This window comes from Rhodoferax sp. LS1R11, assembly GCF_056521395.1.
The window spans coordinates 1-18,631 of record NZ_JBWMAW010000007.1 but is presented as its reverse complement, the minus strand read 5'-3'; the positions used below and the strand labels follow the sequence as shown (position 1 = coordinate 18,631).

Here is an 18,631-nt window from a genome sequence, read left to right as displayed (position 1 = left end):
CAAAGCATGAGCGACACCCATGCCAAGCCCATCGTTCTGATCACCGGTGCCAGCGGCAACCTGGGCCACTCCGTGGCCAAGGCCTTGATGGTTCAGTACCGGATTGTCGGCCTGGACCGCGAGGCCCAGGAGGTCGGAGCCGTGAGCGGCTCAGACAGCGGTCCCGATGGTGTCGATTTTCCGGTCATTGCGGTTGACCTCAGCGCAGATGACTCGGTGGTATCGGCGCTGCAGGTGTTTCGTGATGCCTATGGTTCGCGCATTGCCAGCGTGGTGCACTTGGCCGCCTACTTCGATTTCACGGGCGAAGACAACCCGCTGTACCAGTCGGTCAATGTTGAAGGGACGCGGCGTTTGTTGCGTGCCCTGCAAGGCTTCGAGGTGGCGCAGTTTCTGTACCCCAGCACCATGCTCGTGCACGCGCCTTGTCACCCCGGCGAGCACATCGATGAAACGCAGCCCATCGCCCCGGCCTGGGCCTACCCGAGATCGAAGGCCGCCGCTGAGGCCGTGGTGCGGACGGAGTGCGGGCACATCCCCAGCGTCATTCTTCGCTTTGCCGGTGTTTACGACGCGCACACCATGGTGCCCACCATGTCACAGCAAATGGCCCGCATCTACGAGCGCGATCTTCAGAGCCACCTGTATTCCGGTAGTACGCTGGTCGGCCAGTCGGCGCTGCACCGCGAAGACATGCTGGACGCGCTGCTGCGTGCCGTGGACCGGCGCGCGCTGCTGCCTACCGGCACCGAAATCCTGATTGGCGAGGCCGAGGCGGTCGGCTACGGCATGCTGCAGGACACCCTGGGCCACTTGATGCATGGCGCGGATGCCTGGCCCACGCTACAGGTTCCGAAGCCACTGGCGGCGGCGGGTGCCTGGGTGCAGGGTCAATTGGAACCCTTGGTGCCCGATGCCATCGACGGCGGCAAGCCGCCCTTCATCCGGCCGTTCATGGTGGCCATGGCCGACGATCACTACGCGCTCGACATCCATCGTGCGCGCATACTGCTGGATTGGGCACCCCGGCACCACTTGGCAGATGACTTGCCGCAGTTGGTGGCGAGCCTGAAGGCCGACCCGGCAGCCTGGTACACCGCCAATGGCGTTTTGGCGCCGGGCTGGGTTACGACACCCGTCGCCCCCGTGGGTGATGACAACCCGGACGTGCTGCGCACACGCCACGAGGCGCAACGACAGGCCGAGCATGGTGCCTGGCGCTGGGCGCACTTTGTCAACGTCGGCCTGGGTAGTTGGTTGTTGACGCAGCCACTGCTGGTCGGCGTTCAGGAACCCTTGTTGCGCGGCAGCGAGATGACCCTGGGTCTGCTGCTGATGATCGCCGCAGGCCTCGCGCTGTCGTGGCGCGCGGTGTGGGCGCGCTGGCTGTGCGCTGGCATCGGCGCAGCCGTGATGGCAGTGCCTTTCCTCTGGTCCACCGCCAATGCCGCGGCCTATCTGTCGGACACGCTGGTGGGCGCGCTCGTCTTCGGCCTGGCCGTGTGCAGCAAGCCCGAGCCGGGCTCCTCGGCCGTCGCGGCCCTGACCGGGCCGAGCGTGCCGCCCGGCTGGAGCTACAACCCCTCGGGTTGGGCTCAGCGCTTGCCGATCATCGTGCTGGCGCTCCTGGGCCTGTATGTCTCGCGTTATTTGGCGGGCTACCAGTTGGGGCACATCCCGGGTCTCTGGGACCCATTCTTTGACGGTTCTGCCACCGACCCGCGCAACGGCACCGAAGAGATCGTCACGTCCTGGGTGTCGACAGCGCTGCCGGTGTCCGACGCGGCGCTCGGTGGCTACACCTACCTGCTGGAGATCCTCACCGGTCTGGTGGGGTCGCGCCAGCGCTGGCGAACGGCGCCTTGGCTGGTGCTGCTGTTCGGCCTGATGATCGTGCCGCTCGGCATGACGACGATTCTTTTCATCGTCATCCAGCCAATCGTGCTGGGCACCTGGAGCACCTTGGCATTGGTGGGCGGTGCGGCCGTGCTGCTGCAGATTCCTTACTCGCTCGACGAGTTGCTGGCCACCTGCCAGTTCCTGCGCCGCCGCACCCAGGCCGGCAAGCCCTGGGTGCGCGTCCTGTTCCTGGGTGACACCGACGACATGTCCGTGACTGGTGATGCAAGGCCTGCGGAGGACCCTGACGATGAGTTTGACCGCCCCCCCGGCACCGTGCTGAAGGCCATGGTCGGCGGTGGCGTCAGCCTGCCCTGGAACATGGCACTGGCCGGGGTGATCGGTCTGTCGCTGTTGTTCACGCGTGTGACGCTGGGCGCGGATGGGCGCCTGGCCGACGCGCACCACATCATTGGCTCGCTGGTGCTGGCCGTGGTCTCCATCGCCGCGGCCGATGTCGCCCGGCCCGCGCGGGCGCTCAACGCGCTGTTGGGTGTGGGCTTGATGAGCGTGCCATTCCTGTTCGATGGCGACAGCGTGACAGCCGCCGTCACCATCGGTATGGGGCTCGCGCTGGTGTTGCTCAGCATTCGCCGCGGACCGATTCAAGAGCGCTACGGCAACTGGAATCGCTGGTTGGTCTAGCCCGCATAGGTCCCGCCCCCCAACAATTGCGAAGCTGGCGTGGATTTGTGTGTCACCGCGAGGGCCACGCGCTGCGACGTGCCTGTCAACAAAATTCGGACGAGCCGGTTCGTCCGGAACATCGCTAACCTGGATTTCGGTGGCTGTGACAGTCGATATGCCCGTTTTCACGGCACAATAAACTGGTGAAACACGTCAACAGAAAGCACCATGCGTCCGAGCACAAGAGAACTACAAGCCCTGCGCGCCATGCCACGCAGGGGCTTTAGGGCCGCCTGATTCAGGGACGCATGTACACGTCTTGCGGCATTCAGCGCCGCCACTTTCTGGCTGCCTCCGCCCTGCCCCTGATCGGCTGCGCCCAACCTGACGCCATCACCGGCGGCTTCACCGGCATCAACCATGAGCGGGGTCATTGGTTGCGGGAGCAAAAAACCTGGCCCGCACCAAGCACCACGCACAAGACGGACGTGCTGATTGCTGGGGGTGGCGTGGCGGGGCTGGCCGCGGCGCGGGCCTTGCGCCTCAACGGCAACCAGGACTTCGCCCTGCTGGAACTGGAAGACACGGTGGGCGGCAACAGCCGGGGCGGCGCGGTCAAGGGCATCGCCTGTCCGCTGGGCGCGCACTACCTGCCGGTGCCGGGCGACGATGCGCCCGAGGTGCAGGACCTGCTCGAAGAATTGGGCTTGCGCCGCCGTGTGGCGGGCCGCTGGGAATACGACGAACGCCACCTGTGCCACAGCCCGCAGGAGCGCCTGTTTTTCAACGGTGCCTGGCAAGACGGCTTGTTGCCGGTGCAGGGGGTGGGCCGCGAGACGCTGGTGCAATACCAGAAGTTTGCCGCGTTGGTGGCGCTGGCCCAGCAGCAGGCGCGCTGGGCTATTCCAGTATCAAACAGGCCTCTAGCCACCGTGCAGCGTGCGCTTATAGCTATAACTTTCGTAGCGTATCTGGATCAACACCGCCTCACCGACCCGCACCTGCGCTGGTACCTGGACTACTGCTGCCGTGACGACTATGGCGCGGGCATGGCCACCGTGTCGGCGTGGGCGGGCATCCATTACTTTGCCAGTCGCCACGGTTTTCACGCGCCGGGCGTGGACGCTGCAGAGCGCGAGGGCGTGCTCACCTGGCCCGAGGGCAACGGCTGGCTCACCCAGCGCCTGGCCGCGCCCCTGCAGGAGCGCCTGCATACCGGGCGCGTGGTGCTGCGCGTTGCCACCCTCAAACACGGTGTCGAGGTGGACGCCTTCAACACCACCACCCAGGCGGTAGAGCGCTGGCAGGCCAGGCGCGCCATCGTGGCGCTGCCGGTGTTGGTAGCGGCCCGCGTGGTCGAGAACGCGCCCGACTGGTTGCGCCACACCGCCGCGCGCACTGGGTACGCGCCCTGGCTGGTGGCCAACCTCCACCTCAAGGCTCCGTTGCATGACCGCCCCGGCCCCGCGCCCGCGTGGGACAACGTGCTGTACGGCGCGCCCGGCCTGGGCTATGTGGACGCCATGCACCAGAGCCTGCAGCCGGTGCCCGGCGCCACGGTGCTCACCTACTACCGCGCCTTGGGCGATGTGCCGGGTGGCCCGGTGGCGGGACGGCGCCAGTTGCTGGAGAAGCCGTGGAGCGCGTGGCGCGACGACATCCTGGCCGAGTTGGCCGTGGCGCACCCCGATCTGGCCAGCAAAACGACCCACATCGACCTCACCCGCTACGGCCACGCCATGGCGGTGCCTGTGCCGAGAAATTTAGATGAAATAGGCCTGCAGCCCAGGTGGTACGTGCGCAAGCAGCTATCAAAAACAGAGCGTTCGGTGATCGCCCACGAGCGCCTCACCTTTGCCCACAGCGACTGGGCCGGCTACTCGGTGTTTGAAGAGGCCTTCACGATGGGGCATGGGGCGGCTTGAGCTTCACCCGTTGATCAGCGTCGTCCAGCAGGCGCTGAGCCATGATCTCCAACTCTCGCGGGCCATTGGCACCATAAGTAACGCATTTTTCATAGGAGGGCAGTGAGAAGCAGATGCTTGTGCTTGACGCATCCGTCATTTTCAGGAACTGTGTGCCAATCGTGCCATCGTCTTTGAGAACAACAGAATGGCCGACGCTGTAGTCTGTTGGCAACTCAAAAAAGCGGATGCGGTAGAGATCATTCAGCAAGGCCAGCAAGGCCTTGGGTTCATACCGAAACGCAAGGGTTTGGTTGTTGTGTTCCAGCGTGCCGCTGCCCGTACCGTTCAGTGTGAGGACGTGATTTTTCGTGGAAGCGGCGCGGCCAGGTGCTTGCGTGATACGCACTCGCACCTCATCGAGTCGGTACGTCCCGGGCGGGCCTGCCGTCCCCGCATTGCGTTCTGTCGCCATCGAACAACTCCCCGTCAGGCCCGACATGAAGATGAGCAGACTGGTGATCAGACACCTCATTTGGATCGGCATGGTTTGGATTCCGGTAGAAAGAAAAAAGGGACCCCGTTTCCGGGATCCCTCAGTCATGGTACGCCAACGTGTCAGGCGGCGTTGCGACGGCGACGGGCAATGGAGCCGATAAGCGCCAAGCCAGCCAGCAGCATGGCATAGGTTTCGGGTTCTGGCACGGCGGTGACCGTGTAGCCCAAGTCGCGCATCATGCCGACTTCGATGGCGCTGTAGTCACGTGGCCAAGGGCCGGTGGGGCCTTGGGCGGTCATCATGGTGCCGTAGATGGCGGGGTTTTGGTCGTCCGTGTGCGACACACTGCTGCCACCTTCCCAAGTCGTCGGAGTATAGAGACCGACCGCCTGGCCGCCGTTGGCCGCCATGGCAAAACTGCCGTTGAAGAACATGCCATTGGCCGGACTGGCCCCGCCGACACTGGCGGCATCCCAGACTGACTGATTCAGCGCAAAGGTTGTGGAATTGACCACTTGGTTACCATTCTTGTCGACCAGAAACTTGTCGTACGGGCTCCACTGGTTGGGCGCTAAAGCACTGCCGTTTTGCGCGATGGATGACGAGAAGCCAAGAGCGTGTGTGAACTCATGGAAGATCGTGCTGTAGAAATCATACTGAGTGGTTGGCGTCGCGCCTGCGCCCAGATTCCAGGGCTGACCGAAGTTCACGTTGACGCTACCGTCGGCAGCCGAGCCGTTCTCATCGACTCCGGTGAGCGCCTTGATCCTGACAACTTCTCCGACGGTGAAGCCTGCGACACCCGTCGTGAAACCGGCGCTACCAGCGGATGCCAGATTGTTACTAAGAGGCAGATTGGTGGCTGTGGCAGCCAGCACGATGGTGGCGGTGTTGCTGAAGTGGCTGCCGAACATGGTGGCAAACGCATTGGATGCGTCCGTCATGGCGGATTGACGAGCGACGCCCAGACCGCTGCCTTCCCAAAACCCGCCCACCGCGCCATCGTTGACGCCGTAGTCGAATGTGAAGTTAATGCTGGCCTGGGCAGCCGTGCCGAAGGCCAGGCAGCCGAGCAAAAGCCCGCTATTGACAACGGCACGTGCGATCTGCGTCATCCGGTTTTGTTCTTTGAACTGTGATTGCATGGTGGGGTCCCTGTGTGATTAAGAATTTTTCAGACCAAAAATATGCAATAACCATGCCTCTGAAAGAGACGTATGTAAATCAACGAGTTACATCTTGTTTCGAGGTGTGCCGTCAATTTGTGTAAAGAAATCCGACAGGGAATGCTCTAAATCAGTCTCATGTCATTTCCAGCAGCGGGGCTGGCCGTCACCAAAGACGGCTCGGGTATTCTCCTCACCATCACCTAACAGGGAGCGCATGTGAAGACTATTGGCCTTATCGGCGGCATGAGTTGGGAGTCCACCGTGCCTTACTACCGCCAGATCAACGAAACCGTCAAGGCGCATCTGGGTGGGCTGCACTCGGCCAAGCTCATCCTCTACAGCGTGGACTTTCATGAGGTGGAGCGCCTGCAGCACGCGGGTGACTGGGTTGCCGCGGGCGAGTTGCTGGCGCAGGCCGCGCGGTCCTTGCAGGCGGCGGGTGCCGACTTTCTCGTGCTGTGCACGAACACCATGCACAAGGTGGCCCCGGCCATCGAGGCCGCGGTGGGCATCCCCTTGTTCCACATTGCCGACCCCACCGCCGCTGCCATCCAGCAAGCGGGTTTTACGACCGTGGGTTTGCTGGGGACACGCTTCACCATGGAGCAGGACTTTTACCGCGAGCGTCTGCAGACCCGTCACGGGCTGCAAGTGCTGACCCCGGCGTCCGCAGACCGCGACCAGGTTCACCGCATCATTTACGAGGAGTTGTGTCTGGGGCAGATCGTGGCGGCATCGCGCGCGGTATATCAACGTGTCATGGCCGATCTGGTGACTCAGGGGGCGCAGGCCATCATCCTCGGGTGCACCGAGATATCACTGCTCGTCAGCCCGCAGGACGCCAGCGTGCCCCTGTTCGACACCACGGGCATTCATGCCCGCATGGCGGCAGAGTGGGCCCTGTCAGACGGTGGAATCCGGTCATGAAACACAGGCGTGATGCTGGAAAGCATCTGCATTTCAAGCGATAGACCCGACCCGGCAACTCTTAGAATTCCGCATGACCAATACGACAACAGGGCGCGGCCGCCGCCGGGCCTGGCATTTGCAACCGCAACAGGCCATCATGGCGCTGTCCGTGATCGTGGCGCTTTTGTTGAGCGGGCTGGTGGCCAGTGACCTGCGGCGTGAATATAACCACGAGATTGCCTCTGTTGGCGCGAACACGCAGAACCTGACCCAGGTCCTTGCCGAGCATGCGCGCCAGAGCATGCACCGGGTTGAGCTGGCCCTGCAGCAGGCGGCCACTGAACTGCAGAACACCAGCGCCACCGCCACGGCCGATCCCGCGGCCATGCGGCAGCGTTTGCTGGCCCTGCTTCCCAAGGACGGAATGATGCGCGGGTATTCGGTGATTGACCGCCAGGGAAACTTCGTTTTATCCACCGTGACTGAGGTCGTCAAAGGTCGGCCATCGTTTGCGGACCGCGACTATTTTTTGGCGCAGCAGGTGCCCAACGCGCAAGGACTGGTGTTTGGCGCATCGGTCAAAAGCCGCATCAACGGCGATTGGGTCTTTCCCGTGAGCTTGCGGTTGAGTTCCCCCGGTGGCGGGTTTCAGGGGGTGCTGGTGGGCACGCTCAATCCGGCGTATTTCCAGAGTTTTTATGACTCCATCGATGTCGGCGAGAACGGGTTTGTCACCTTGTTCAACCGCCAGGGCTGGATTTTGGCGCGGGCGCCCCTCAGCGAAAAACTGCTGGCCCATAGCTGGCTCCATGCCCCCATGTTCACGGAGCACCTGCCCACGGCCGATGCCAAAACGGTACGCCAGATCGTGGCGGCGGACGGTGTGGAGCGTGTTTACAGCTACCGGGCGCTCAAGGACTTTCCGGTGGTGGTGACCGTGGGCCAATCCCTGACCGACAGCCTAGCGCCCTGGCGCAAACGGGTCTGGAGCGAGGGGGCGTTTCTTTTTGTCGTGCTGGCGGGGCTTTTTGCCGTCACGCGGTCCATGGTGCGGCAATTGCGCCGACGGGCCCGCACGGAAGCGGCGCTGAAATTACATGAGTTTTCGGTTCAACAAGCCTCGTTGCCCACGTTCTGGATTGGTCAGGATGCCCGCATTTTGCGCGTCAACAAAGCCACCTGCGACCTGCACGGCTACACCGAGGCCGAGTTGCTGGGCATGTCCATCACAGACCTCGACCCCGACTTTCCCAAAGAGCGCTGGCCCAGCCATTGGCAGGAACTGCGCGAGCGCCAGCGCATGTGTTTTGAGACGACACAGGTCAACCGCGACGGTCGGGCGATTCCGGTCGAGGTCGACCTGAACTGGTTTGAATTCGACGGCCTGGAATACAACTTTGCCTATATCCGCGACATCACGGCCCGCAAGCAGGCCGAGGCCGAGATCCAGCGCGGCGCACAGCTGCTGCGCGACGCCATTGATGTGATCGATGAGGCCTTTGTGCTTTATGACCCGGATGACCGGCTGGTGTACTGCAATGAAAAATACCGCGAGTTTTATGTCTTGTCCGCGGATCTCATCCAGCCGGGGGCCTTGTTTGAGGACATCATTCGCCAGGGCGCTGAGCGGGGCCAGTATGCGGCCGCTATCGGGCGTGTTGACGAATGGGTGACTGAGCGCATGGCCTTGCACCGGGCCGGCAATTCAACCCTGATCCAGCGGCTGGACGATGGACGCAGCCTGCGCGTGATCGAACGAAAAACACCGGAGGGTCATACGGTGGGCTTTCTGATCGACATCACCGAACTGCTCAATGCGATCGAGGCCGCCCAGGCAGCGTCGCAGTCCAAGAGCCAGTTCCTGGCCAACATGAGCCACGAAATCCGCACGCCGATGAATGCCATTCTGGGCATGCTCAAGCTGTTGCAGAACACCGACCTGACCGTGCGCCAGCTGGACTACGCCAGCAAGAGCGAGGGAGCGGCCAAATCGTTGCTGGGTCTGCTCAATGACATTCTGGATTTCTCCAAAATGGACGCGGGCAAGATGGCGCTGGAGTCGCAGCCTTTTTCGTTGGACCGGGTCTTGCGTGACCTTTCGGTCATTCTCGCGGCCAGTCTGGGCCAGAAGCCGGTAGAGGTGCTGTTTGATATCGACCCCGCCACACCCGAGGTGCTGGTGGGCGACGCCATGCGGTTGCAGCAGGTGTTGATCAACCTGGGCGGCAACGCCATCAAGTTCACTGAGCAGGGTGAGGTGGTGGTTGAGGTCCGGGTGCTGGCACGGTCGGCGCAAGAGGTCTCCCTGCGCTTCGCCGTGCGCGACAGCGGGATTGGCATTGCGCCGGAAAACCAGCAGCATATTTTTGAGGGTTTCTCGCAGGCCGAGGCGTCCACGACCCGGCGCTTCGGCGGCACCGGGCTGGGCCTGTCCATTTGTCGGCGGTTGATTGACATGATGGGCGGCGAGCTGGCGCTGGAGAGTGCGCCAGGCGCAGGCAGCACCTTTCACTTCACCGTCAGCCTGTCTGTGGCAGACGTGCTGTCAGCGTCGCCTACCGGACTTACGCGATCGTTTGAGGCCCTGAATGTGCTGCTGGTGGATGACAACGCCAGTGCCCGCGAGATCATGCTTAACCAGGTCCGGTCGCTGGGCTGGCAGGCTGACGCCGTGGGCAGTGGGCCCGAGGCACTGGCCTGCATCAACGCCCGCAACGCGGCCGGACAGGCACCGTACCAGGTGGTGTTGATGGACTGGCAGATGCCGGGCATGGACGGCTGGGAAACCATTGACCGCCTGCCCCCCTTGGTGTCAGCGGGCGGCTTGATGCCCACGCTGGTGATGGTGACCGTGCATGGGCGCGACATGCTCGCGCAGCGCACGGTGCAGGAGCAGGCGCGGTTGCACGGATTCCTGGTCAAGCCCATCACCGCGCCGATGTTGTTTGACGCGGTGACCGATGCCCGAGCCGCGCGCAGCAACCTGCGCAGCCGCGCCCGAGCGAGCGGCGCTGCAGACCTGCCCAAGCCGCATCGACTCGAGGGCATCCGCTTGCTGGTGTTTGAAGACAACCTGATCAACCAGCAGGTCGTGCAGGAGTTGCTGAGCGGCGAAGGCGCCCTGGTCACACTCGCGTCCGACGGACAGCAAGGGGTGGCGGCCATCGTCGATGCGACGGTTCCTTTTGATGCGGTGTTGATGGACCTTCAGATGCCGGTGATGGACGGATATGAAGCCACCCGGGCCATTCGCGGGGAGCTCGGCCTGCCGGACCTGCCGGTGATCGCCATGACCGCCAACGCCATGGCGTCCGATCGCGAGGCTTGTCTTCAGGCCGGCATGAACGACCATGTGGGCAAGCCGTTTGAGTTGAACCACCTGGTCAAGGTGCTGCTCTCGCACCTCAGGATCAACGGCAAAACGCGATCCCCTCAAGACACGCCATACCTTGACACGCACATGGTGGATGTGGAAGGTGCGCTGGCCCGTCTGGGCGGCAACCGTGCGCTCTATGCGCGCGTACTGCGGTCCTACCTGGACGAAATTGCCCACATGCCCGATCAGCTGGATGACTTGTTGCTGGGCGCCAACCTGGTCGATGCCGACCGCCTGTTGCACACGCTCAAGGGCCTGTCCGGCACGGTGGGTGCGAGTTACATGGAGGCCGTGGCCAAGACGGCGCAAGGGCTGGTCAAGGATGCGGACGCGAATTTTCTGCACACCACCTTGCGCGCGGACTTCCGCGCTGCAGTTGCCATTACAACCCATACCCTGGAGGAAATATCTCGCAACTCGCCCAGGCCGTCATGACGGGCTAGTCGTTGCCGTGGCCCTTGTTCTTCTTCCACTTGTCCTTGCCGTGGCCGTGGCCGCGACCGTTGTCACCGTGGTCTCCACGGTCCTCGTGGTCACGTCGGTCGCCATGCTCCTGGCGATAGTTGGGCGCGTAGACATCCTGGTACCAGTTGTTCTGGACAAAGTACACCGGCTGGCCACAGGCGTTGTAACGGCGGCAGTGCTTGTCCCAGTGTTTCTCGTGGCCCGGTGGCACGTGCAGGTAGATGGGCTGGCGCACGACGCCCATGGGCACGTGCTGAATGATCACGGGTGAGCTGTAGATCACTTGCGGCTGGGGCATGTTGCCCAAGACGATGCGGCCATAAAAGCCAGGCTGCCCTATGCTCACCGAGACGCCGACGTCAGCGGCCAGCGCAGCGCCTGTCAAGGTCACCAGGGCCGCAGCAAGGAAGAATTTTTTCATGTGTCAATGAGTTGGATAAGAGCGCATGTTTGTCAAGCGCAGGTCTTGCCTGTGATGGCAGAAAGAGGTTGAGCCAACCGGTATCGCCGTCAATGCTCTTAATCATTCTAGGACCTCGGACGCCGGAGTGGGTAACGGTGTGTAAGCGAGTTTTGCATTGGCTGAGCGCGAACGGGATAAAGTGTGTGGATGATCTTTTGTACCCTCCCGCCTGTCTTCCTGTCTGGTCATTAGACCCCGCAGGCTTACAAGTTTGCTGGTGCTGTCAGATGGCCTGTGTGATGGTGGGCCGCTGACCTTCACGGTGCCCCGCTGAAGCCAGATGGGCATGGGCAGATCGACCCTGAAGACATCACTTGCGACGTAGTTATCCCCGTCGTTGTTGGCGGATCGGCGTCTCTGGCTCAAAATCTCAAGGCCAGCATATTCTGGTCATTCAATGACTGCACGATGAATACCGCACTTGATAGTCGCTATGCCAGGCGACCCATGGGAATGGCAACTCTTCGGCACTTGCTGAGGGCCCTCAAGGTGGCGCTTTCGCTGCTGGTCTTGACGGTGTCGGTGCATGCCGCGACGCTGACGCCCAAAGACGAAAAAAGCGTGCGTGAGGTCGTTCAGGGCCAACTCGCCGCTTTTGCCGCGGACGATGCCGTCAAGGCGTTTTCCTATGCAGCGCCCAACATCCGTCAATCCATGGTCTCGGCGAAGCATTTCATGGCGATGGTTCGTGAAAATTATGCCGTGGTGTACCGGCCGGTCTCCGTGTCCTTCTTCAAGCCCGAAAGGATGGACGCGGGTGCCGTGCAGGCCGTGCAACTGACGGATGAGAACGATGTGCAGTGGACGGCTTTTTATACGCTGCAGCGTCAAAAAAACAGGCTTTGGCGGATCACCGGGTGCGTCGTCAAAGGCGCCACGGGGCGCATGGCTTGACACGTCTCAGGCTGCGTAACCCATCACCGCCACAAAGTGGCAACCAGTGCCCGCAGCCACAAAGCCATGCCACACCGTGTGGGAATATTTGATTCTGGAATCCAGCACAAAGAACACCACGCCTGTGGTGTAGGCCAGTCCGCCGCCCACGAGCCACAGGATGCCGGGCAGTGGCACACGTTCACCCAGCGGCACGGCCGCAATGACGATCAGCCACCCCATGGCGAGGTACAGACCGGTTGACAGCCACGGGTGCGACAAGCGGTCAAAGGCCTTCAGCGTGATGCCAATGGCCGCCAGCGACCACACCACCCCAAACAGCGTCCAGCCCCAGGCGCCACCGAGAGCGCCCAAGGCGAAAGGCGTGTAACTGCCCGCAATGAAAAGATAAATGGCGCCGTGGTCGAGCTTCAGGAAAAGACGCTTGGCGCGCCCTGCCGGCAGGGCGTGATAGACGGTTGATGTCAGATACAGCAATACCATCGTGGCCGCAAAAACGATGGCGCCAATAAAACTGGCAGCGCTTGCATTGCGGGCCGACGCGATCAGGAAAGGGACCGCCGCGATGGCGGCCAGCAAGGTAACGCCGTGGCTGACGCTGTTGGCGATTTCTTCGCCCAGACTTTGCGGACGTGTGGTCATGCTGGAGATTGTTGCACGTGCACATGACGGCCGTGTGTCTAACGGGAGGCAAATGCCTGCAAATTGGGTAACAAGCGCAACGCCGGGTGACAAGGTGCCTAGCGCCGAGGGATTGCAGAGACGAAAAAAAACCGCCCTGCTTTGCCAAGCAGTGCGGTTTTTGTGAGCCTGGGCTTCTTACTTTGCAGCCGCTTTGGCGGCTTTGCGGGCAGCGGCCTTGGGGTCCACGGCATCCTTGAATTTGGAGCCAGCGGTGAACTTGGGCACGGTTCCTGCGGGAATCTTGAGCGCAGCGCCGGTGCTGGGGTTTTTGCCAGTGCGGGCAGCGCGTTTGACGGACTTGAACGTCCCAAAACCGACCAAGGTCACAGAGTCGCCTTTTTTGACAGCGGTTTGGATGGTGTCAATGAGGGTGTCCAGAATGCGGCCAGCAGCCACTTTGGTCAATTCGTTCTCGGAAACCAGTTTTTCGATGAGTTCAGCGCGGTTCATATTTGAATGTTTGGATTAGTTGGGGGAGCGCGGATTCTAATGGTTAGGGCACCAAAGTCCGTGAAAAGGCGGCTGTCCACGTGTTTTTGCCGCTCTCAAACCGGTCGCAAATGATGACTTGACGCTTTTTTTCACGCCGGCGGTTTGTTTTGTCCACCTTTTGACCGGCCCATGCGTTGTGTTTGCATACGTTTAACCCAAGGATGGTGTGACCATGCTGAGACAGACAGAACAAAGCGCCTATGCGCGCTTGACCAGCGGCGCTGATTCGCGCGCTTCGATGCTGGCCGAGGTGGATTTCAAGTGGTTGATGGCTGGCGAAGGCTGGTGGATTGATGCGCCCCGCTTTGAAACTGATCCCTCTTATGCCGCCGGATTGATCCGTCTGGCCATGGAATCCTCATCGTTCGCCTTGCGCGAAAGCGCTGCCGCGCTCCAGGCGCAGCTCATCCCCGCATCAGGGACTCGATCTCACTAGCCTTCACCGGCACACCCCGGCTGATCAGTTCGCAGCCGGTCGCGGTGACGATGGCATCGTCTTCAATGCGGATGCCGATGTTGTGAAACTGCTCCGGCACGCCCGCAGCGGGACGCACATAAATGCCGGGCTCAATCGTCAGCACCATGCCCGCGCGCAGCACACGCGCCGGGCGGTTGATGATCACTTCACCGGTCAATGCATCCTTGCGCTCGCTGACCTGTCCCAGTTCTGAGGGCTCCAGGTAAGCGCCGCAGTCGTGCACATCCATGCCCAGCCAGTGGCCGGTGCGGTGCATGTAGAAGGGGAAGTAGGCGCGGTTTTCAATCACGTCCTCCAGACTGCCCACCTTGTTTTTGTCCAGCAGGCCCACGTCCAGCATGCCTTGCGCCAGCACTTTCACGCTGGCTTCGTGCGGGTCGGTGAAGCGGGCGCCCGCTCGGGTGGCGGCCACAGCGGCTTCTTGCGAGGCCAGCACCAGGTCGTACAGCGCGCGCTGCGGGCCGGTGAATTTGCCATTGGCAGGGAAGGTGCGGGTGATGTCGCTGGCGTAGCCATCCAGCTCGCAGCCCGCGTCAATCAGCACCAGCTCGCCGTCGCGCACCAGGCCTTCGTCGGCGCGGTAGTGCAGCACGCAGGCGTTGGCGCCCGCGGCCACGATGGAGCCATAAGCCGGGTACTGCGAGCCGTGGCGGCGGAACTCGTGCAGCAGCTCGGCGTCCAGGTGGTATTCGCGCACCTCCTGGCCGTCGCGCAGCATGCGGGCGGACAGTTGCATCGCGCGGATGTGCGCGCCCGCGCTGATCTGCGCGGCGCGGCGCATGGTGTCCTGCTCGCTGGCGTCCTTGAACAGGCGCATCTCATCGAGCAGGCCGCACAGGTCGCGTTGCTGGTCGGGGCACATGGCGCCATAACGCACGCGGGCGCGCAGGCTGTTGAGCCAGCCGTCCACCCGGGTTTCCAGCCCTTTGTGCGTAGCAAACGGGTACCAGACCACATGGCGGTTGTCGAGCAGCTTGGGCGCCTGGGTGTCCAAGTCCTGGATGGAGAATGCGGCGTCCACCCCGAGTGCGGCCGGTGCGGCCTCAGGCCCCAGCCGGAAGCCGTCCCAGATCTCGCGCTCCAGGTCTTTGGGCGCACAAAACAGCGTGCTCTTGCCGTCGCCGGTGATCACCAGCGTGGCCTGCGGCTCTTTGAAGCCGGTCAGGTAATAGAAGTAACTGTCGTGGCGGAACAAAAAATCCGCATCACGGTTGCGCTGCTGTTCGGGGGCGGTGGGGATGATGGCCACCCCGTCCTGGCCCAGCTGGGCGGCCAGTTGGGCGCGGCGTTGGGCGTAGTGGGGTGTACAGGACGATGGGTTCATGCTTGGGCTCCAGCGGAAATCGGGACGGGTGTGTCGTGGTTGAGGGCGTGCAGGCGTTCGGGGGTGCCCACGTCAGTCCACGCGCCGGTGTACAGCTCGGCGCTCACCAGGCCATTGTCCATGGCGGCGCGCAACAGCGGTGCCAGTGGGGCTTTCACACCCCCTGCGTTGCCGGCGGGAATGGGGCAGTATGGCGGCGCAAACAAGGCCCGGCGGTACAGGCCGATGGTGGAGTAGGTGTAGCGCGGCTGCGGGTCACTTGCGGCGAGATTCAGCGCCAGGCCTTCTGGCGACAGGCCAAAGTCGCCTTTTCGGTTGTGCGGCGGGTTGGGCACCAGCCACAGGTGGGCCAGTTGGTTGCTGGCCAGAAAGCGGTCCACGGCGGCCTGGCTGAACACAAAATCGGGCGCAAACACATCACCGGCCAGCACCCAGAAGGCCTCGGTGGGGTCGGTCTCTGAACCGGGCGGACACAGCAGCGGCAAGGCGCGCACGATGCCGCCTGCGGTCTCCAGCGCCCCGCCAAAGTCACGCCCCTCATGCGAGTAGGTGAGGTGGATTTGCTCTTGATTTAATAGCTGCTCCCCCCCGTTCCACGGGGGCTGTGGCACGAAAACATCATTAAACCGTGCTGCAATCTGCTCCCCCAGCCAGGCCGTGTTCACCACCAGTTGGGTGAAGCCACCCCGCGCCAGGGCCTCCATGGGCCATTGCATCAGCGGTTTGCCGCGCACGGGCAGCAGCGGTTTGGGGGTGGTGTCGGTCAGCGGGCGCATGCGCTCGCCGCGGCCGGCGGCCAGGATCATGGCTTTGAAGGAAAGTCTTGTCATGACCACCACTATACGCACGGAAAGCGCGCGAGATCGGGCCGGTTACAGAGGCCAAACATCGGCCCGTTTCGCGCGCCCGGTAAAATCCCGGGTTTCCCCTTACCCCCAGAACTACCCCGGAGTTGGCACAGATGGCAAATACAGAACACACAGAGCTAGCGGTACCCGTCGAACAGACCGAGCAAGCGGCCCCTGAGGTCGTCGTGACCGCTGCCGTGCAGCCCACCATCGCCAGCGTTGCCAGCCAGGCGGACATGGCCAACGCCATTCGCGCGCTCGCCATGGACGCGGTGCAAGCCGCCAACTCAGGCCACCCCGGCGCGCCCATGGGCATGGCCGACATGGCCGTGGCTTTGTGGGGCTCACACCTCAAGCACAACCCGGCCAACCCGCACTGGATCGACCGCGACCGCTTCGTGCTGTCCAACGGCCACGGCTCCATGCTGATTTACGCCGTGCTGCACCTCACCGGTTACAAGCTGCCCATGGCGGAACTCAAGAAGTTCCGCCAGTTGCACAGCAAAACCGCCGGTCACCCTGAAGTGGGCGTGACGCCCGGCGTGGAAACCACCACCGGCCCGCTGGGCCAGGGCCTCACCAACGCGGTCGGCATGGCGCTGGCAGAAAAGCTGCTGGCCCAGGAGTTCAACCGCGAAGGCCATGAGGTCATCAGCCACAACACCTTCGCCTTCATGGGCGACGGTTGCCTGATGGAAGGCATCAGCCACGAAGCCGCGGCCCTGGCTGGCGCGTGGAAGCTCAACAAACTGGTCGCCCTGTACGACGACAACGGCATCTCCATCGACGGCCAGGTCGCGCCCTGGTTCATCGACAACACCGCCCTGCGTTTTGTCGCCTACGGCTGGAACGTGCTCGGCCCCATCGACGGCCATGACGCCGAGTTGGTCGCCAAGACCATTGCGGACGCCAAAACGTCGGCCGACAAGCCCACGCTCATCATCTGCAAGACCGCCATCGGCAAAGGCAGCCCCAACCGCGCCAACACCGCCAAGGCCCACGGCGAGCCCTTGGGCAATGAAGAAATCGCGCTCACCCGCGAAGCACTGGGCTGGCCTTCCAAGCCCTTCGTTATCCCCAAAGACGTGTACGCCGCGTGGGACGCCAAGGTCGCCGGTGCCGCTGCTGAAGCGGCGTGGAACGACAAGTTCGCCGCCTACAAAGCCGCCTTTCCGGACCTGGCCAAAGAGCTGGTGCGCCGCATGAAGGGCGAGCTGCCCAAGAACTTCCACCAGGTGGCTGTGGACACGGCTGTCGCCGCCCACACCAAGGCGGAAACCGTCGCTTCGCGCAAGGCATCGCAGCTGGCGCTGGAAGCCTTCACCGCCGCCCTGCCTGAAATGCTTGGCGGCTCGGCCGACCTGACCGGCTCCAACCTGACCAACACCAAGAGCACGCCCAACCTGCGCTTTGACTCCTTCAGCGGCAAGGGCAATGGCGGACGCCACATCAACTACGGTGTGCGCGAGTTCGGCATGGCCGCCATCATGAACGGCATTGCGCTGCATGGCGGTTACATCCCCTACGGCGGCACCTTCCTGACCTTCAGCGACTACAGCCGCAACGCCATCCGCATGGCTGCGCTGATGAAGCTTCGGGTCATCCACGTCTTCACCCACGACTCCATCGGTCTGGGCGAAGACGGCCCGACCCACCAGTCGATCGAGCACGCGGCCTCCCTGCGCCTCATCCCCAACCTGGACGTGTGGCGTCCGGGTGACACGGCCGAGACCGCCGTGGCGTGGACCGTGGCCCTGTCGAACAAGACCAAGCCGACCGCGCTGCTCTTGAGCCGCCAGAACATCAACTACGCACCCAAGTCCAACCTGGCTGACATCAGCAAGGGCGCTTACGTGCTGGCTGAGCCGTCTGAAGTCGGCATGAAGAAAAAGACCCAGGCCGTCATCATTGCCACCGGCTCCGAAGTGCAACTGGCGCTCAAGGCGCAAGAAGTGCTGGCCACCCGCAACATTGCCGTGCGCGTGGTCTCCATGCCCAGCAACACGACCTTTGACAAGCAAAGCGACGCCTACAAGATCAGCGTGCTGCCGGCCGGTGTGCCCCGCATTGCGGTTGAGATGGGGGTGTCTGAGGGCTGGTGGAAATACGGTTGCGCCGCCGTGGTCGGCATCGACACCTACGGCGAGTCTGCCCCCGCCCCCGTGTTGTTCAAGCTCTTTGGTTTCACGCCCGAGAATGTGGCCGACACGGTGGAAAAGGTGTTGCGCAAATAAGTGGTTTCCGTTTAGTCAGGGCTATGTAGGCCGCTCAGGTTTTAATTTTTAACTTTTTGGAGAAAATGATGACGATCAAGATTGGTATCAACGGCTTCGGCCGCATCGGCCGCAACGTGTTGCGCGCCGCCGTGCAAAACTTCAGCGACATCGAAATTGTCGGCATCAACGACTTGTTGGAGCCCGAGTACCTGGCCTACATGCTGCAGTACGACTCCGTGCACGGCCGCTTCAAGGGCGACATCGCTGTTGACGGCAACACCCTCATCGTCAACGGCAAAAAAATCCGCCTGACGCAAGAGCGTGACCCCGCCAACCTGAAGTGGAACGAAATCGGCGCCGACATCGTGTTGGAGTCCACCGGCC

General features: G+C 62.7%; 15 protein-coding genes. 8 read left to right on the top strand and 7 right to left on the bottom strand.

Features of this window, described 5'->3' with window-relative positions:
• Positions 1 to 6 precede the first annotated feature (6 nt).
• Both AC097N_RS10185 and AC097N_RS10180 read left to right on the top strand, forming a co-directional pair.
• A complete protein-coding gene (locus tag AC097N_RS10185) occupies positions 7 to 2,544 on the top strand; it encodes an NAD-dependent epimerase/dehydratase family protein (protein ID WP_479580845.1) in 2,538 nt (845 codons plus the stop codon).
• 290 nt (positions 2,545 to 2,834) lie between these two features.
• Positions 2,835 to 4,451, top strand: coding sequence for an FAD-dependent oxidoreductase (locus AC097N_RS10180; RefSeq protein ID WP_479580844.1), 1,617 nt, complete (start codon positions 2,835 to 2,837; stop codon positions 4,449 to 4,451).
• Here AC097N_RS10180 and AC097N_RS10175 read toward each other — a convergent pair.
• On the bottom strand, positions 4,426 to 4,977 hold the full coding sequence (locus AC097N_RS10175; protein ID WP_479580843.1) for a hypothetical protein: 552 nt from the start codon (positions 4,975 to 4,977) through the stop codon (positions 4,426 to 4,428). The genes AC097N_RS10180 and AC097N_RS10175 overlap by 26 nt on opposite strands.
• 71 nt (positions 4,978 to 5,048) lie before the next feature.
• Positions 5,049 to 6,074: a PEP-CTERM sorting domain-containing protein gene (locus tag AC097N_RS10170; protein ID WP_479580842.1), complete on the bottom strand. Its 1,026-nt coding sequence runs from the start codon at positions 6,072 to 6,074 to the stop codon at positions 5,049 to 5,051.
• Positions 6,075 to 6,314: 240 nt separating this feature from the next.
• On the opposite strand from AC097N_RS10170, the gene AC097N_RS10165 reads away from it, so the two are divergent.
• The gene (locus AC097N_RS10165; RefSeq protein WP_479580841.1) at positions 6,315 to 7,025 is read left to right on the top strand and encodes an aspartate/glutamate racemase family protein; all 711 of its coding nucleotides are present in this window, start codon (positions 6,315 to 6,317) and stop codon (positions 7,023 to 7,025) included.
• Positions 7,026 to 7,098: 73 nt separating this feature from the next.
• Complete coding sequence (locus tag AC097N_RS10160) at positions 7,099 to 10,818, top strand: response regulator (protein ID WP_479580840.1); 3,720 nt, start codon at positions 7,099 to 7,101, stop codon at positions 10,816 to 10,818.
• A 4-nt stretch (positions 10,819 to 10,822) separates the two neighbouring features.
• On the opposite strand, the gene AC097N_RS10155 is transcribed toward AC097N_RS10160, so the two are convergent.
• Positions 10,823 to 11,269, bottom strand: a complete 447-nt coding sequence (locus AC097N_RS10155) for a hypothetical protein (protein ID WP_479580839.1) — start codon at positions 11,267 to 11,269, stop codon at positions 10,823 to 10,825.
• A 495-nt stretch (positions 11,270 to 11,764) separates the two neighbouring features.
• On the opposite strand from AC097N_RS10155, the gene AC097N_RS10150 reads away from it, so the two are divergent.
• Complete coding sequence (locus AC097N_RS10150; RefSeq protein WP_479580838.1) at positions 11,765 to 12,205, top strand: DUF4864 domain-containing protein; 441 nt, start codon at positions 11,765 to 11,767, stop codon at positions 12,203 to 12,205.
• 6 nt (positions 12,206 to 12,211) lie between these two features.
• On the opposite strand, the gene trhA is transcribed toward AC097N_RS10150, so the two are convergent.
• A complete protein-coding gene (gene trhA / locus AC097N_RS10145) occupies positions 12,212 to 12,847 on the bottom strand; it encodes a PAQR family membrane homeostasis protein TrhA (protein WP_479580837.1) in 636 nt (211 codons plus the stop codon).
• A 177-nt stretch (positions 12,848 to 13,024) separates the two neighbouring features.
• Positions 13,025 to 13,339, bottom strand: a complete 315-nt coding sequence (locus AC097N_RS10140; RefSeq protein WP_479580836.1) for an HU family DNA-binding protein — start codon at positions 13,337 to 13,339, stop codon at positions 13,025 to 13,027.
• A gap of 214 nt (positions 13,340 to 13,553) precedes the next feature.
• Between AC097N_RS10140 and AC097N_RS10135 the strand changes: the two genes are divergently transcribed.
• Complete coding sequence (locus AC097N_RS10135) at positions 13,554 to 13,817, top strand: hypothetical protein (protein ID WP_479580835.1); 264 nt, start codon at positions 13,554 to 13,556, stop codon at positions 13,815 to 13,817.
• On the opposite strand, the gene AC097N_RS10130 is transcribed toward AC097N_RS10135, so the two are convergent.
• Both AC097N_RS10130 and AC097N_RS10125 read right to left on the bottom strand, forming a co-directional pair.
• Positions 13,786 to 15,183 carry an aminopeptidase P N-terminal domain-containing protein gene (locus tag AC097N_RS10130; protein WP_479580834.1) on the bottom strand — a complete coding sequence of 466 codons (1,398 nt, stop codon included), beginning with the start codon at positions 15,181 to 15,183 and terminating at the stop codon, positions 13,786 to 13,788. The genes AC097N_RS10135 and AC097N_RS10130 overlap by 32 nt on opposite strands.
• Entirely contained in the window at positions 15,180 to 15,989 is an 810-nt protein-coding gene (locus AC097N_RS10125) for a nucleotidyltransferase family protein (protein ID WP_479581069.1), read from the bottom strand. The genes AC097N_RS10130 and AC097N_RS10125 overlap by 4 nt, the downstream gene beginning before the upstream one ends.
• Before the next feature lie 278 nt (positions 15,990 to 16,267).
• Here AC097N_RS10125 and tkt point away from each other — a divergent pair, with 278 nt between their 5' ends.
• Both tkt and AC097N_RS10115 read left to right on the top strand, forming a co-directional pair.
• The gene (gene tkt, locus AC097N_RS10120) at positions 16,268 to 18,265 is read left to right on the top strand and encodes a transketolase (RefSeq protein WP_479581068.1); all 1,998 of its coding nucleotides are present in this window, start codon (positions 16,268 to 16,270) and stop codon (positions 18,263 to 18,265) included.
• Between the two features lie 68 nt (positions 18,266 to 18,333).
• Positions 18,334 to 18,631, top strand: a 298-nt coding sequence (locus AC097N_RS10115) for a glyceraldehyde 3-phosphate dehydrogenase NAD-binding domain-containing protein (protein ID WP_479580833.1), incomplete at its 3' end; no start/stop codon positions are given.